General features: G+C 35.1%; 19 protein-coding genes. 6 read left to right on the forward strand and 13 right to left on the reverse strand.

What is annotated here, in order from left to right:
* Positions 1-139: 139 nt before the first annotated feature.
* Positions 140-1,321 carry a putative lipid II flippase FtsW gene (ftsW, locus tag Q9B79_RS08795; protein WP_306183497.1) on the reverse strand — a complete coding sequence of 394 codons (1,182 nt, stop codon included), beginning with the start codon at positions 1,319-1,321 and terminating at the stop codon, positions 140-142.
* Between the two features lie 125 nt (positions 1,322-1,446).
* Positions 1,447-1,734 carry an Fpa/YlaN family protein gene (locus tag Q9B79_RS08800; protein ID WP_000135695.1) on the reverse strand — a complete coding sequence of 96 codons (288 nt, stop codon included), beginning with the start codon at positions 1,732-1,734 and terminating at the stop codon, positions 1,447-1,449.
* A 150-nt stretch (positions 1,735-1,884) separates the two neighbouring features.
* Here Q9B79_RS08800 and Q9B79_RS08805 point away from each other — a divergent pair, with 150 nt between their 5' ends.
* Positions 1,885-2,382, forward strand: a complete 498-nt coding sequence (locus tag Q9B79_RS08805; protein ID WP_306183500.1) for a peptidyl-prolyl cis-trans isomerase — start codon at positions 1,885-1,887, stop codon at positions 2,380-2,382.
* 47 nt (positions 2,383-2,429) lie between these two features.
* Here the strand turns inward: Q9B79_RS08805 and Q9B79_RS08810 are convergent, their stop codons facing one another.
* A complete protein-coding gene (locus tag Q9B79_RS08810; RefSeq protein ID WP_000358083.1) occupies positions 2,430-3,758 on the reverse strand; it encodes a PhoH family protein in 1,329 nt (442 codons plus the stop codon).
* A 246-nt stretch (positions 3,759-4,004) separates the two neighbouring features.
* Complete coding sequence (locus tag Q9B79_RS08815) at positions 4,005-4,460, reverse strand: pyridoxamine 5'-phosphate oxidase family protein (RefSeq protein ID WP_306183503.1); 456 nt, start codon at positions 4,458-4,460, stop codon at positions 4,005-4,007.
* Positions 4,461-4,605: 145 nt separating this feature from the next.
* Here Q9B79_RS08815 and Q9B79_RS08820 point away from each other — a divergent pair, with 145 nt between their 5' ends.
* Positions 4,606-4,806 carry a YlaI family protein gene (locus Q9B79_RS08820; RefSeq protein ID WP_306183504.1) on the forward strand — a complete coding sequence of 67 codons (201 nt, stop codon included), beginning with the start codon at positions 4,606-4,608 and terminating at the stop codon, positions 4,804-4,806.
* Positions 4,807-4,841: 35 nt separating this feature from the next.
* Here Q9B79_RS08820 and Q9B79_RS08825 read toward each other — a convergent pair whose 3' ends face one another.
* From Q9B79_RS08825 to typA, 3 genes are all read right to left on the reverse strand, one after another.
* Entirely contained in the window at positions 4,842-5,117 is a 276-nt protein-coding gene (locus Q9B79_RS08825; RefSeq protein ID WP_306183506.1) for a hypothetical protein, read from the reverse strand.
* Positions 5,118-5,130: 13 nt separating this feature from the next.
* Entirely contained in the window at positions 5,131-5,433 is a 303-nt protein-coding gene (locus tag Q9B79_RS08830; protein WP_063223159.1) for a YlaH-like family protein, read from the reverse strand.
* A 159-nt stretch (positions 5,434-5,592) separates the two neighbouring features.
* Entirely contained in the window at positions 5,593-7,437 is a 1,845-nt protein-coding gene (typA, locus tag Q9B79_RS08835; RefSeq protein ID WP_000914761.1) for a translational GTPase TypA, read from the reverse strand.
* A 140-nt stretch (positions 7,438-7,577) separates the two neighbouring features.
* Here typA and Q9B79_RS08840 point away from each other — a divergent pair, with 140 nt between their 5' ends.
* Positions 7,578-7,757, forward strand: a complete 180-nt coding sequence (locus Q9B79_RS08840; RefSeq protein WP_000400127.1) for a DUF5325 family protein — start codon at positions 7,578-7,580, stop codon at positions 7,755-7,757.
* A gap of 44 nt (positions 7,758-7,801) precedes the next feature.
* On the opposite strand, the gene Q9B79_RS08845 is transcribed toward Q9B79_RS08840, so the two are convergent.
* Positions 7,802-8,593, reverse strand: a complete 792-nt coding sequence (locus tag Q9B79_RS08845; RefSeq protein WP_306183510.1) for an inositol monophosphatase family protein — start codon at positions 8,591-8,593, stop codon at positions 7,802-7,804.
* Between the two features lie 88 nt (positions 8,594-8,681).
* Positions 8,682-8,870 carry a hypothetical protein gene (locus Q9B79_RS08850; RefSeq protein WP_001250168.1) on the reverse strand — a complete coding sequence of 63 codons (189 nt, stop codon included), beginning with the start codon at positions 8,868-8,870 and terminating at the stop codon, positions 8,682-8,684.
* Between the two features lie 206 nt (positions 8,871-9,076).
* On the opposite strand from Q9B79_RS08850, the gene Q9B79_RS08855 reads away from it, so the two are divergent.
* Positions 9,077-9,703: a YktB family protein gene (locus Q9B79_RS08855; protein ID WP_306183513.1), complete on the forward strand. Its 627-nt coding sequence runs from the start codon at positions 9,077-9,079 to the stop codon at positions 9,701-9,703.
* Between the two features lie 81 nt (positions 9,704-9,784).
* On the opposite strand, the gene Q9B79_RS08860 is transcribed toward Q9B79_RS08855, so the two are convergent.
* Entirely contained in the window at positions 9,785-10,054 is a 270-nt protein-coding gene (locus Q9B79_RS08860) for a UPF0223 family protein (protein WP_306183515.1), read from the reverse strand.
* 366 nt (positions 10,055-10,420) lie between these two features.
* Here Q9B79_RS08860 and speA point away from each other — a divergent pair, with 366 nt between their 5' ends.
* Entirely contained in the window at positions 10,421-11,893 is a 1,473-nt protein-coding gene (gene speA, locus Q9B79_RS08865; RefSeq protein ID WP_306183517.1) for an arginine decarboxylase, read from the forward strand.
* Positions 11,894-11,968: 75 nt separating this feature from the next.
* A complete protein-coding gene (locus tag Q9B79_RS08870) occupies positions 11,969-12,799 on the forward strand; it encodes a protein-glutamine gamma-glutamyltransferase (RefSeq protein ID WP_306183519.1) in 831 nt (276 codons plus the stop codon).
* Between the two features lie 34 nt (positions 12,800-12,833).
* On the opposite strand, the gene Q9B79_RS08875 is transcribed toward Q9B79_RS08870, so the two are convergent.
* From Q9B79_RS08875 to Q9B79_RS08885, 3 genes are read right to left on the reverse strand one after another with little or no spacing between them, the layout of a single operon-like run.
* Positions 12,834-12,962 carry a GapA-binding peptide SR1P gene (locus Q9B79_RS08875; RefSeq protein WP_078383821.1) on the reverse strand — a complete coding sequence of 43 codons (129 nt, stop codon included), beginning with the start codon at positions 12,960-12,962 and terminating at the stop codon, positions 12,834-12,836.
* A 44-nt stretch (positions 12,963-13,006) separates the two neighbouring features.
* A complete protein-coding gene (locus Q9B79_RS08880; RefSeq protein WP_000536800.1) occupies positions 13,007-13,135 on the reverse strand; it encodes a GapA-binding peptide SR1P in 129 nt (42 codons plus the stop codon).
* Between the two features lie 59 nt (positions 13,136-13,194).
* Entirely contained in the window at positions 13,195-13,323 is a 129-nt protein-coding gene (locus tag Q9B79_RS08885) for a GapA-binding peptide SR1P (protein ID WP_000536778.1), read from the reverse strand.
* Positions 13,324-13,394: the final 71 nt, after the last annotated feature.

A 13,394-nucleotide genomic window follows, 5' to 3' on the forward strand; every position in this document is an offset into this window, starting at 1 on the left:
TCCTTTTCTAACAACTAAATTGTATATCACATTAGATTGAATGTGATATGTTTTTTATTGTAAATACCAATTGATATATCATAATTAATGTTCCTAAAAAAATAAAAAACACATCGTGCTCTAGAGCACAATGTGTTCTTTATTTCACAACAACAAGACGTGGTCCATCTTGTTCTCTTTCTTTCATTTCCTCATTTTGCTGTTTCTCTTGTCGTTTTACATAACTAGCAACATTTAATAATATACCCATCGCAATTAGATTTGCTAATAGAGAACTACCACCATAACTAATAAACGGTAAAGGTACACCTGTAAGCGGTATTAATCCAGACATACCACCAACATTAACAAATGTTTGTATTCCAATTAAACTTGCAATTCCGATTGCAAGTAAACTTCCAAATGGGTCTTTACATTTTTGCGCCACTCTAAACGAGCGAATGATAATAAGTAGTAAACAGATTAAAATGATAGCTACACCTATAAAACCTAGTTCTTCAGATATAATCGCCATAATAAAATCCGTTTGCGGCTCTGGTAAGTAGCCATACTTTTGTATACTATTTCCTAGCCCTCTACCATTTAACCCACCTGAAGCAATTCCAATAAACGAATTAACTAATTGGAATCCATCATTTTGAGGATCACTAAATGGATCAAGAAAAACTGAAAATCGCGCTTTTTGGTATTTACTTAATTTATAGTCCCCAATAAAATACAACGCCGGAATCCACACGACAGATGTTAATAAAAATCTTTTTATCCACAAGTTAACGTTAACTCCTGAACAGAAGAACATAATTAACACTGTTCCACCTATTAATATGTCAGTCCCTAAGTCATTTTGTAATAAAATTAATACCATCGATCCACCGACAACAAATAGGGGAGGTATTATCCCTTGAAAAAAAGGAGTTTGCCTCTCTTGTTTCTTAGCAAAAAAACTTGCTAGCGTAATAATAACTGCTATTTTTACAAATTCAGCTGGTTGTATACCTAGTATCCATCCTCTTGCACCATTGATTACCTTACCGAAAAGGAGAGCTGCTGTTAGTAACCCAATACTCCCTAATCCTATCGCTGTAAGAACTATTTTTTCCCTCCACAATTTGTAAGGGATTATAACGACAATCACAAGTATTACCGTTCCAATAGCAAGAGCAAGTAATTGTTTTTTAAAAAAGTAATCTGCTGGCCAGTTATATTTCGACGAAATCGCGACAATGGAACTAGAACTATATACCATTATAACTCCCAACACACATAAGATAACAAGAGGAAGTAATAATGAATAATCCATTGATTTCCATACTCTTTTCATTTCATTTCCTCTCTCTGTTTCAATTTAATTATTGTTGTATTCCATATGTACATTGATTCTTCCTGCTTTATTATACAAATAAAAAGCCCAAACTTTTTCAGTTTGAGCCCCCTTATTTGAACCCGTTATTGTTGTTTGTTTGTAAATGCTTCATGAAGTGCAGATAACTCACGTTCGAGCTCTCCTAACATTGCTTTCCCTTGTTCTTCTGCAATAAGACCAAGGCGAACTGCAAAATCGACCTCGCGGGATAGTCCAAACATTTGTGTGTCTAACACTTCTTCATATAATGGACATTGCGGCATTGTAAGATGGTCCATTTGCACCTTAATAAGTCTTAAAATCTTCTCCGCATCCGCTTGTAGAAGGGCTAGTGCCTTTTCCTGATGATTTGATACTGTCTCAGACGCCAAATTGATTCCCTCCGTTTCCGTCCTACTCTCTCCTATCTATTAATATTAGCGATAGTTTTAATAAATTGCAATAGAAACATTTTTTGTGACAATAGTGTCTAATACTATTATACTGAAAAGTGGGAGTATAACACAAATGGGGGAACAACAATGAGCGAAATTTTATTTATTAATGGAAAAGTTCGGTTTCCAATCACTATCGATCCAACGGTTTGGATCTTTGATGATCGAAAAGTAGATTTGACAACTTACTTTGATGAAACGAGAGAAAACATATCAGAACTAGAAACTTATTTAAAAAACACTTCAGAGCATTGGGATCGCGAAATCCGTGATGGTGCTGCTTTCCCGCCGATACAACAAAGTGTAAAGAAATATAAAAAAGAACAGCTAATTACTGGAACGTTCGGTATGCCATTTCATCCTTTTCTTGCTAACGCTGAAATTTCAGATGACGCTACGCAAGTCGAGGTCGAAACAGTGGATTATACATTTACACTTCCATTAGAAACCGTCAAAAATGCTATTCTTGGTTTTTCGAAAGAAGGGAAACCATTAAAAGAAGATGGACCTGTTCATCTATATTACAATGATGGATCTAATAGACAAAATCCAATCCGTAACATTCGTAAATTTACCATTATTTAATGTGTATATTTGAAAGAAAAAAGGAGTGAGCCAAGGCTCACTCCTTTTTATAATAAATCTGCTGCTAGTTGAGCTAAATTAGATCGCTCTCCTTTAACAAATTTCACATGACCACTAATACGTTGCTCTTTAAATTTCTCTACAACATATGTTAAACCGTTATTATACTCATCCAAATACGGATGATCAATTTGTTGAGGATCTCCCATTAATACAATTTTACTTTTTTCTCCTACTCTTGTTAATATCGTTTTCACTTCATGCTTCGTTAAATTTTGTGCTTCGTCAATTATAATGAATTGATCTGGAATACTTCTTCCGCGTATATACGTAAGAGCTTCTACTTCAATCGAACCCATTCCAGCTAAAATCGCATCTAACTCTCCTGGCTTTTTTGTATTAAATAAATACTCTAGATTATCAAAAATAGGTTGCATCCACGGCCTTAATTTTTCTTCTTTTTCTCCTGGTAAATAACCGATATCTTTTCCAACTGGAACAATTGGCCTTGCAACGAGTAATTTTTTATATAGTCCTAAATCTTCGGTTTGCATAAGTCCCGAAGCTAAAGCTAGTAATGTTTTTCCTGTACCAGCTTTCCCCGTTAATGTTACTAGTGGAATATCTTCACGAAGCAACAATTCTAATCCCATAATTTGCTGCACATTTCGCGGTCGTATCCCCCATACTTGTTCATTATGAAAAATAAGTTTCTTTACCTTCTTACCTAAGTGATCCACAATGCCAAGTGCTGAACTAGATCCCCCTAATGCATCTTTCATTACCACAAACTGATTTGGATAAAAAGGATGATTTGCAATTTCGGATAAAGGCAATTCACCTTTTTCATAAAAATAATCCAATTGCTCTTTTGATATATACCCTTCTAAAAATCCTGAGTATATATTTTCTACTTCAATTACGCGATCGCTTAAATAATCTTCCGCCTTCAAACCAATTGCATCTGCTTTTACCCTTACGAGCACGTCTTTACTTACTAAAATAACAGATTTCCCATCCTCTTTTTCTTGTTCTTCTAAAGATAGATTTTTTGCTACAGCTAAAATCCGATTATCATTTGTCTTTTCTACAAAGATATCTTGTAGTTGGACAAATGAACGATGATTTAATTCAATACGAAATGTACCGCCGTTTTCTAGCGGAATACTCTCATGCAGCTTTCCTATTTCACGAAATTTGTCTATTAACTTAGATACATAACGAGCATTTCTTCCTACTTCATCCATGTAACGTTTTTTCGAATCAACCTCTTCTAATACAACTGCTGGAATCACTACTTCATTGGTTTCAAATGAAAAAATAGATAAAGGATCCTGCAAAAGTACATTCGTATCTAACACATAAATTTTATCCAACCTGTTACCCCCTGACTCCACTTTTAAATTTGTAGAACAAGGGTTTCATCCATAAAATATGGACGAACCATTGTTATAATTATATGTACCGTATAAACGAGGTAGAATCGAAATGTATCGCCATTAAACCTTTTATTTATTTTTTATTCATTTCTATTCAATATATTACTTTTAATTATAATTATTAACATAAAATCACAATAACTGATTACAAAAATTAATAACTGACTTTCTTATTTATCACATTTATAATTCTTTCATTCCTACCAATACTTGATTATCGAGCTTTTTTGCTGCCCGAAGATCATATGTTTTTTCATATGTTGGCTCTGTTGCAAGTTTTGCACCATAAAACATCACATCACGTACTTCTTGTACATTTACTTCTATTACAGTTAATTTTAGAGGAATGCCTTCCATTCTATCAGTCAAAATTTCACCTGCACCACTTATGGAAAATACGGATTCATTCGCCATGATAGTCAATACCACCCCAGTACTATGCCGTATATTTTCCACAATACGAGAACGTTGATCTACTGCAAATCGAATACTAGTTTTACTCACCGCATACACCCAAGAAATAGCACTTACGTTGGGAACTTGTTTTTCAAAATCTGTTGTTGCTACCATGACAATACACTCTTTACGTAACGTTTGTACTAAATCATCTGTTAATGTAGGCTCTACTACATTCGCCATATTTCCACCTCCAAATATACTTAATATATCCTTATCATAACTTATTTTTTGAATTGCGAAAATATTATTTTTTCCCGCTATTATTCAAAAACATTATACTTCCATGATATACTTATACTGATAGAATTCGTATTGAGGTGACGAAATGAGAGTCAAATGTATGATTTGTGATAAAAAAGATATGTTAGATGATGAAAATCCTACGGCAAAAAAACTGCGTAATCGCCCTATTCATACATATATGTGCATGGAATGTTCGGAACGAATTGCAGAACGTACGCTGGAACGTCTTGCAAGTGGTAACTTCCGACTATATCGTGATAAAAAAGTCGAAGACGATTGGTAAAATGTAAATAAGTCCTTAATCATATAGATAAGGACTTATTTATATTTTTCAGGTTCACGATTCATTTGATCCAAGAAACAATCAATAGCTTCTAATGGAAATCGTACAGATTTTCGTTCCCCATTCATTTCATATGAAATCAAATACATTTCTTCGTTCTTTTCAACTTCCACATTCTTTAATTTGTGCTCTTCATATATCATATTTTGAAATAGTAAATACGTTTCTTTTGCTGCATTATCACCTGGACGTGCTTCGGCAACTGTTTTAATTGTTAACCAATTATATAATGCATCTTGCACTGAACGCATAAAACTTCCCCCCTCACCCTGCTTTTTGTTGTCTTGCTTGATGTAATCGCAATCTATAAATCCCAAGCACAATTGCCGCTACAACAAGTCCCTCTCCAACAGGTAAAAAAACTGCAAAGAAAGTTAAAACTGTACATCCAATCGCTAACGATATATATATCACTATATTTTTTATTATTGATAGCTTTCTTGCAAAACCTAAATTATACACAAGTGCACTTAATATTATAATGATGCCATACAGTAACCACATCCCTAGCTCCGGATTTTCATCAACTTTACATAATTTCGCAAAAAACGACATTCTTTCTAACACCATTTATCCCCCTTCCTCATAAATCAAACCATTTTTCTTTATGTACTTAATACAAGAGTAACCTGTGAAAAAAATACTGTCCACAAAAAAGAGTAAATATTCTAAAAAAATAAACATAAAAAAACAGCTACCTTAATTAAAGGTAGCTGTTTTACTATTTTACGCTTCTACAGATTTCTTTTTCTTAGCAGCTCTTTCGCGCTCGCTCTTATCAAGAATCTTTTTACGTAAACGAATTGATTCTGGAGTTACTTCACAGAACTCGTCATCGTTTAAGTACTCTAATGACTCTTCTAAAGTCATTAAGCGTGGTTTTTTCATTGTTGAAGTTTGATCTTTCGTTGCAGAACGAATGTTAGTTTGTTGTTTCATTTTTACAACGTTAACTGTTAAGTCATTCTCACGAGTATGTTCTCCAACAATCATACCAGCATATACTTCTGTACCTGGTTCAACGAAGATTACACCACGGTCTTCAACTTGCATAATACCGTATTGTGATGCTTTTCCTGTTTCAAGTGAAACTAGAACACCTTGGCGACGTCCACCAACTTGTCCAGCGTGTACTGGTTGGTAGCAATCGAATGTATGGTTTAAAATACCGTAACCACGAGTTAATGTTAAGAATTCTGTTGTGTAACCAATTAAACCACGTGCTGGGACCATGAAAGTAAGGCGAACTTGACCGTTTCCGTTATTCACCATATCTAACATTTCACCTTTACGTGCACCCATAGATTCCATGATTGAACCAGTATATTCTTCAGGTACATCGATTTGTACACGCTCTACAGGCTCACATCTTACGCCATCAACTTCTTTAATAATTACTTCTGGCTTAGATACTTGTAGTTCATAACCTTCACGACGCATGTTTTCAATTAAGATAGATAAATGTAGTTCCCCACGTCCAGATACGATCCATGCATCAGGAGACTCCGTATTATCTACACGTAAACTTACATCTGTTTCTAATTGTGAACGAAGACGCTCTTCAATTTTACGAGATGTAATGTATTTACCTTCACGACCTGCAAATGGACTGTTATTTACAAGGAACGTCATTTGTAGTGTCGGCTCATCAATACGTAATAATGGTAACGCATCTTCATGCTCAACTGGACATACTGTTTCACCAACGTTGATGTCTTCCATACCTGAAACGGCTACTAAGTCACCAGCTTTTGCTTCTTCAATTTCTTGACGTTTTAATCCAATGTAACCAAATAATTTTGTTACACGGAATTGTTTTACACTTCCGTCAACTTTCATTAAAGCAACTTGTTGTCCTACTTTCATTGTACCGCGGAATACACGGCCAACCCCAATACGTCCAACATAGTCATTGTAATCAAGAAGTGCTACTTGGAATTGAAGTGGCTCTTCGCTGTTATCGATTGGCGCTGGAATATGTTCGATAATTGTATCAAATAATGATTTCATATTCTCTTCTTGATTTGCTGGGTTTGAATCTAAGCTTGCTGTTCCGTTCATTGCTGATGCAAATACAACCGGGAACTCTAATTGATCTTCGTTTGCACCAAGTTCGATGAATAAATCGATTACTTCATCAACTACTTCATCCGGACGAGCGAAGTCACGGTCAATTTTGTTTACAACTACGATTGGAGTTAAGTTTTGCTCAAGAGCTTTCTTTAAAACAAATCGTGTTTGTGGCATACAACCTTCATATGCATCAACAACAAGTAAAACACCATCAACCATTTTCATGATACGTTCTACTTCTCCACCGAAGTCAGCGTGACCTGGTGTATCTAAAATGTTAATTCTTTTATCTTCATAGTGAATCGCTGTATTTTTCGCTAAAATTGTAATACCGCGTTCTCTTTCTAGATCATTTGAATCCATTGCGCGTTCTTCAACGTGTTCGTTCGCACGGAAAGTCCCCGCTTGACGTAATAACTGGTCAACAAGTGTTGTTTTACCATGGTCAACGTGGGCAATAATTGCTATATTACGTAAATCTTGTCGTTTTTTCAACATGTCCAACTCCTAATGTCTTTTTAATCCTTCTCTATTATAAGAGCGAAGGGGATACAATAGCAATTAAAATAAAAGCAAGAATGAAAATATAGTTGTATTCTTACTTTTGTGAAAGTAAAATGAGATTGGAGGGTGAAGAAATGGAACACATTCAATATCGCTTTTTATTAACCGCAATTATCGGTGTTATTTTCTTAATTGGTATCGGCATTATGATTGCTGAAAATAGTCCCATCGGTATTATTATTTGCATTATCGGCACATTTGTTACAGTTGGATACGGTTTTGTAACAAAAAGAAAAATGCGCAAATCACAATAACGCTAAAAAGTAAGAAGCTTATATACAGCCTCTTACTTTTTTTGTTACTCCGATATAAACGATAACACTTCTTCATACACCCCTGGTTTCGCAACTAACACGCTACTCTTCTCTACAATAGAAAGCGTGGCTCCAGAGAAGGTTGTAACCTTGCCTCCAACTTCCTCTACAATTATCTGTCCCCCACCAAAATCCCATGGTGATAATCTCGGCGTTACATATGCATCTATTCTCCCTGTTGCAACGTATACCATCTCTAACGCTGCACAGCCATATGATCTCGTGCCCCTTGCTTTCTTAACAAGTGCCATCATACTTTCCATATTAAGCAATGGATTGTCGGTAAGCCATATCGCATTTAAAGCTACAATACCTTGCTCTACAGTCCCTTTTTGTAATAAAGGTATTGGCACTTCATTACAAAAAGCTCCAGCACCTTTTAACGCATGATATAATTCATCATGAACTGGATCATAAATAAGTCCAATCTTTCCGATACCGTTCTCATAAATTCCAATTGAAATAGCAAAATTTCTTTTTTGATGGACAAAGTTCATCGTGCCGTCAATTGGATCAATTAACCAAACAATTCCGTCAGAAGAAGTTACCTCATCTCCATAGCCCTCTTCCCCTAAAATACTATGATTTGGAAATGTTTCTTTAATTTTCCCAATTAAAAACTGTTCTATTTCTCGGTCCATATTTGTTACTAAGTCAGCTGCATTTGATTTTGTTTCTATAATAAGTGCCTTTTTCATTGATGCTATTAAACGCTCCCCCGCATCCCGAATCCACTGTTTGGCGTGTGCATCGATGTCTTTCCATACTTCTTGCATGTTTAAACACTCCGATCTATACTGTTCACAGAAAAAACGAACCCTTTATAAGGTTCGCACCAACTAATTTTTTATACATATACTATTATTACGCTTCTAAACGAATCATTTCAAGTCTTAACACTTCTAACTTTTGTACACACTCTTCTTTTTTCTGTTTATCATTTTCCATCATCGCATCATATAAAGTCGCTAATTCATAATCTAGCTCCAAACGTAGCACCGGAATTCTCTTTTCAGCATCTGTTCTCTTTAACGCATTAATCACCTGTCTCATATTATTTGCCTCCTCCCAATATTCGTCTGCCCTCGGACTGGAATTAATTTAATTTTCTGATTTTTTGTTTTATACTATACTATGTTGGAGAAATCATCTATGCAACAAAATTATATTTTTTTATTTAAATTTTTTTGTGCTGTTTTTTTTATGAATAGTACAAGCTATGCTAAAATAAAAGCAAAATAGGAGTTGGAGGAACAATCATGACACTACAAACATTCAAATCAACTGATTTTGAGGTCTTTACAGTTGATGGTCTCGAAGAACGAATGAGTGCAATTAAAACGAACATTCATCCTAAGCTAGAAGCTTTAGGGGAACAGTTTGCTGCGTATTTATCCAAACAAACTGATGAGAACTTTTTTTATCATGTAGCAAAACATGCACGTCGTAAAGTCAATCCACCAAACGATACTTGGGTTGCTTTTTCAACAAATAAACGCGGATATAAAATGCTACCACATTTCCAAATTGGATTATGGGGTACTCATGCCTTCGTATACTTTGGTTTAATCTATGAGTGTCCACAAAAAGTGGAGACGGCTCACGCCTTCTTAGAACATTTAAATGATTTAAAAACTAATATTCCAAATGACTTCGTTTGGTCCATTGACCATACTAAACCAAGTGTAAAATTACATAAAACACTTGAAACAGAAGATCTACAAAAGATGATTGAACGTCTAGCTACTGTAAAAAAAGCAGAATTATTAGTTGGTATTCATATATTACCAGAGGAGTTTTCAGCAATGACCAACGAACAATTCCTTGCTAAGATTGAATCTACGATGCAATCACTCCTTCCTTTATATGCACTTTGTAATCGATAGTAGAAAACGGACAATTTATATTGTCCGTTTTTAGTTGTTATCACATTATATCACTTCAGTTTTTATTTTTCAAAATATTTTTTATATTTTCACAAGCTTTTGTTCTTCAGCTTCTTTAGCTCTTTGAATCGCACGATATATAGAATACCCACTTACTTCTTGAAACTCTTTATCAATTTTCTTTTCTTCTGCTTTCGACGGAACAATCTCTTTAAAACGACGATATAATCCCATTAATTCTTCTCTTATAATGCCTTTTTCATATGCTTTCTCAATCGCTTCATAAAACTTCACAATTGCAACCATTTCTTCATTTGACCAATCGTAATCTAACGGATATTGATATTCCATTTTGCACCTCTTTTATCATTTCTTCTTATTTCAATATGCTACCTTAAAGGGATTTTTTCCTCTTCACTATAGCCACTTTGCATTATACACTATTTATTCCTTATGATGGAATTGTCTTCCTCTATAAGTTAATTGGAAATAACTATTTAATATACGCACTGTAAAAATATTTTTTTCTATACATCTATAATTATTGGTGATATAATGCTTTTGTTTTATAGAAAATAAAGTGAACCTACCATCTCAAAACACTTTTGTGAATGGCAGAAAAACAAGCCTCATACTAAAAAAGGACTTAGCTTTTTTAGAACAGGATTATATAAAACAAATAATACTAAATATTACGAAGAAGAAGGGGTGTATAGATTGTCCCAATACGAAACACCATTGTTTACCGCTTTAGTTGAGCACAGTAAGCGAAATCCAATTCAATTCCATATTCCTGGTCATAAAAAAGGACAAGGTATGGATCCTACATTTCGCGAATTTATTGGGCATAATGCATTAGCAATTGATTTAATTAATATTGCGCCGCTCGATGATTTACATCATCCAAAAGGTATGATTAAAGAAGCACAAGATTTAGCAGCCGCTGCATTCGGTGCAGACCATACTTTTTTTTCCATTCAAGGTACAAGCGGCGCAATTATGACAATGGTAATGAGCGTTTGCGGTCCTGGTGACAAAATCCTAGTACCACGAAACGTGCATAAATCAGTAATGTCAGCGATTATCTTCTCAGGTGCAAAACCGATTTTTATGCATCCTGAGATCGATCCAAAACTCGGTATTTCACATGGAATTACAATTCAATCTGTCAAAAAGGCTCTTGAAGAGCACTCAGATGCGAAAGGCTTACTTGTTATTAACCCAACATACTTTGGATTTGCTGCGGACTTAGAACAGATTGTACAATTAGCACATTCTTATGATATTCCTGTACTCGTTGATGAAGCTCATGGTGTTCATATTCATTTTCACGATGAATTGCCAATGTCAGCGATGCAAGCTGGAGCAGATATGGCTGCAACAAGTGTTCACAAATTAGGAGGATCTTTAACGCAAAGTTCTATTCTTAATGTGAAAGAAGGCCTTGTGAACGTAAAACATGTTCAATCTATTATTAGCATGCTTACGACTACATCAACTTCTTACATCTTATTAGCATCTCTTGATGTTGCTAGAAAACGTCTTGCTACAGAAGGAACTGCACTCATAGAACAAACAATTCAATTGGCAGAACAAGTTCGTGATGCTATAAATGGTATTGAGCATCTTTACTGTCCTGGGAAAGAAATGCTAGGTACAGATGCTACTTTTAACTATGATCCTACAAAGATAATTGTATCTGTAAAAGATTTAGGTATTACAGGTCATCAGGCTGAAGTATGGCTTAGAGAGCACTATAACATTGAAGTAGAACTCTCAGATTTATACAACATACTATGTCTTGTCACTTTCGGAGATACAGAAAGTGAGACGAATACACTTATTGCAGCATTACAAGATTTATCAGCAACATTTAGAAATACAGCTGATAAAGGTGTTCAAATACAAGTAGAAATTCCAGAAATTCCAGTGCTAGCACTTTCTCCTCGAGATGCTTTTTATTCGGAAACAGAAGTCATCCCATTTGAAAATGCAGCCGGTCGTATTATAGCTGATTTCGTTATGGTTTATCCACCAGGGATTCCAATCTTTACTCCGGGGGAAATTATTACACAAGATAACTTAGAGTATATTCGTAAAAACTTAGAAGCGGGTTTACCTGTACAAGGTCCTGAAGATATGACATTGCAAACATTACGTGTGATTAAAGAGTACAAGCCTATCAGTTGATAGGCTTTTCTTTCACCCTTTTTCCCTTTTCTCATACGATATGATGTAATGTAACGTATAGGTGGGGATACTATTATGATTGTAATAGGCCGTTCTATTGTGCATCCTTATATCACAAATGAATATGAGCCATTTGCAGCTGAGAAACAGCAAATTTTATCTATAATGGCAGGAAATCAAGAAATCTATTCCTTCCGAACATCAGATGAACTCAGCTTCGATCTAAACTTGCGTGTGAATATTATTACTTCCGCATTAGAACTTTTTCAAAGTGGATTTCAGTTTCGAACATTTCAACAATCCTTTTGCAACCCTCAGTATTGGAAAAGAACGTCACTTGGAGGATTTGAGCTCCTTCCAAACATACCCCCTTCCATTGCAATACAAGATATTTTCAAAAACGGAAAACTATATGGAACTGAATGTGCCACTGCGATGATTATTATTTTTTACAAAGCTTTACTATCGTTGTATGAAGAAGAAACTTTCAACCGACTCTTTGCAAACCTTTTACTTTATACGTGGGACTACGATCAAGATTTAAAACTCATAACAAAAACGGGTGGCGATCTTGTCCCAGGTGATCTCGTTTATTTTAAAAATCCACAAGTGAATCCAGCTACAATCGAGTGGCAAGGAGAAAACACAATCTATTTAGGGAATTTCTTTTTTTACGGACATGGCGTAGGTGTAAAAACAAAAGAAGAAATTATATACGCGTTAAATGAACGACGCGTTCCTTACGCTTTCATTTCGGCTTTCTTGACCGATACTATTACCCGTATTGATAGCCGTCTCATGAGCCACTACGCTTCTTCTAAAACCCCACAGACATCCATAGGATTTATTCCGATTAGAGATGATGCAATCGTTGCAACAGTTGGTCATACAACTACAATTTATTAAAAAAGCGCCTACAAGTGTAGGCGCTTTTTCTTATTTAAGCTTTTGCATGTTCTTTATGGTCACAGTCGCAATGAGAGCCACATTTTCCGTATAGTACTGTTGATTTTTCATCTTCAAAATGTCCAATTGTTCCTTCACATACTTGGCATACGATTGTTCCCATTTTTATTTCCCCCTGAGTTTTAATAATAATCTACTTATTTATAATTAAGCTTTCGCCTTATCTTTATTAGCACAGTCACAATTTGTACCACATTTCCCGTAAAGCACTGTCGTCTTTTCATCTTCAAAATGACCGATTGTTCCTTCACATACTTGGCATACGATTGTTCCCATTTTTCATTTCCCCCTAAGTTTATGGTCCTAAAAACTTTTAGCTGTCCATTTCCTATCAATTATTGGGCTTTTGTATGCTCTGTGTGATCACATCCGCAAGATCCACATTTCCCGTAAAGTACCGTTACTTTCTCATCCTCGAAGTGTGCAATTGTACCTTCACAATCTTGACATACGATTGTTCCCATTTTTCATTTCCCCCTAAGTTTATAATCCCAAAAACTTTTTGTAACCGCTTAACTTTCTGTCTTCATTTTAA

The organism is Bacillus sp. MHSD_36 (assembly GCF_030757775.1).
GTDB lineage: Bacteria > Bacillota > Bacilli > Bacillales > Bacillaceae_G > Bacillus_A.

Excerpts from the sequence above, each read along its gene's own strand:
- Q9B79_RS08820 (WP_306183504.1), top strand. The coding sequence starts at position 4,606 with ATGAGAGTCAAATGTATGATTTGTGATAAAAAAGATATGTTAGATGAT.
- Q9B79_RS08885 (WP_000536778.1), bottom strand. The coding sequence starts at position 13,323 with ATGGGAACAATCGTATGTCAAGATTGTGAAGGTACAATTGCACACTTC.
- Q9B79_RS08855 (WP_306183513.1), top strand. The coding sequence starts at position 9,077 with ATGACACTACAAACATTCAAATCAACTGATTTTGAGGTCTTTACAGTT.
- Q9B79_RS08875 (WP_078383821.1), bottom strand. The coding sequence starts at position 12,962 with ATGGGAACAATCGTATGCCAAGTATGTGAAGGAACAATTGGACATTTT.
- ftsW (WP_306183497.1), bottom strand. The coding sequence starts at position 1,321 with ATGAAAAGAGTATGGAAATCAATGGATTATTCATTATTACTTCCTCTT.
- Q9B79_RS08860 (WP_306183515.1), bottom strand. The coding sequence starts at position 10,054 with ATGGAATATCAATATCCGTTAGATTACGATTGGTCAAATGAAGAAATG.
- Q9B79_RS08825 (WP_306183506.1), bottom strand. The coding sequence starts at position 5,117 with ATGCGTTCAGTGCAAGATGCATTATATAATTGGTTAACAATTAAAACA.
- Q9B79_RS08880 (WP_000536800.1), bottom strand. The coding sequence starts at position 13,135 with ATGGGAACAATCGTATGCCAAGTATGTGAAGGAACAATCGGTCATTTT.
- Q9B79_RS08805 (WP_306183500.1), top strand. The coding sequence starts at position 1,885 with ATGAGCGAAATTTTATTTATTAATGGAAAAGTTCGGTTTCCAATCACT.
- Q9B79_RS08845 (WP_306183510.1), bottom strand. The coding sequence starts at position 8,593 with ATGCAAGAAGTATGGAAAGACATCGATGCACACGCCAAACAGTGGATT.
- Q9B79_RS08850 (WP_001250168.1), bottom strand. The coding sequence starts at position 8,870 with ATGAGACAGGTGATTAATGCGTTAAAGAGAACAGATGCTGAAAAGAGA.
- typA (WP_000914761.1), bottom strand. The coding sequence starts at position 7,437 with ATGTTGAAAAAACGACAAGATTTACGTAATATAGCAATTATTGCCCAC.
- Q9B79_RS08815 (WP_306183503.1), bottom strand. The coding sequence starts at position 4,460 with ATGGCGAATGTAGTAGAGCCTACATTAACAGATGATTTAGTACAAACG.
- Q9B79_RS08840 (WP_000400127.1), top strand. The coding sequence starts at position 7,578 with ATGGAACACATTCAATATCGCTTTTTATTAACCGCAATTATCGGTGTT.
- Q9B79_RS08870 (WP_306183519.1), top strand. The coding sequence starts at position 11,969 with ATGATTGTAATAGGCCGTTCTATTGTGCATCCTTATATCACAAATGAA.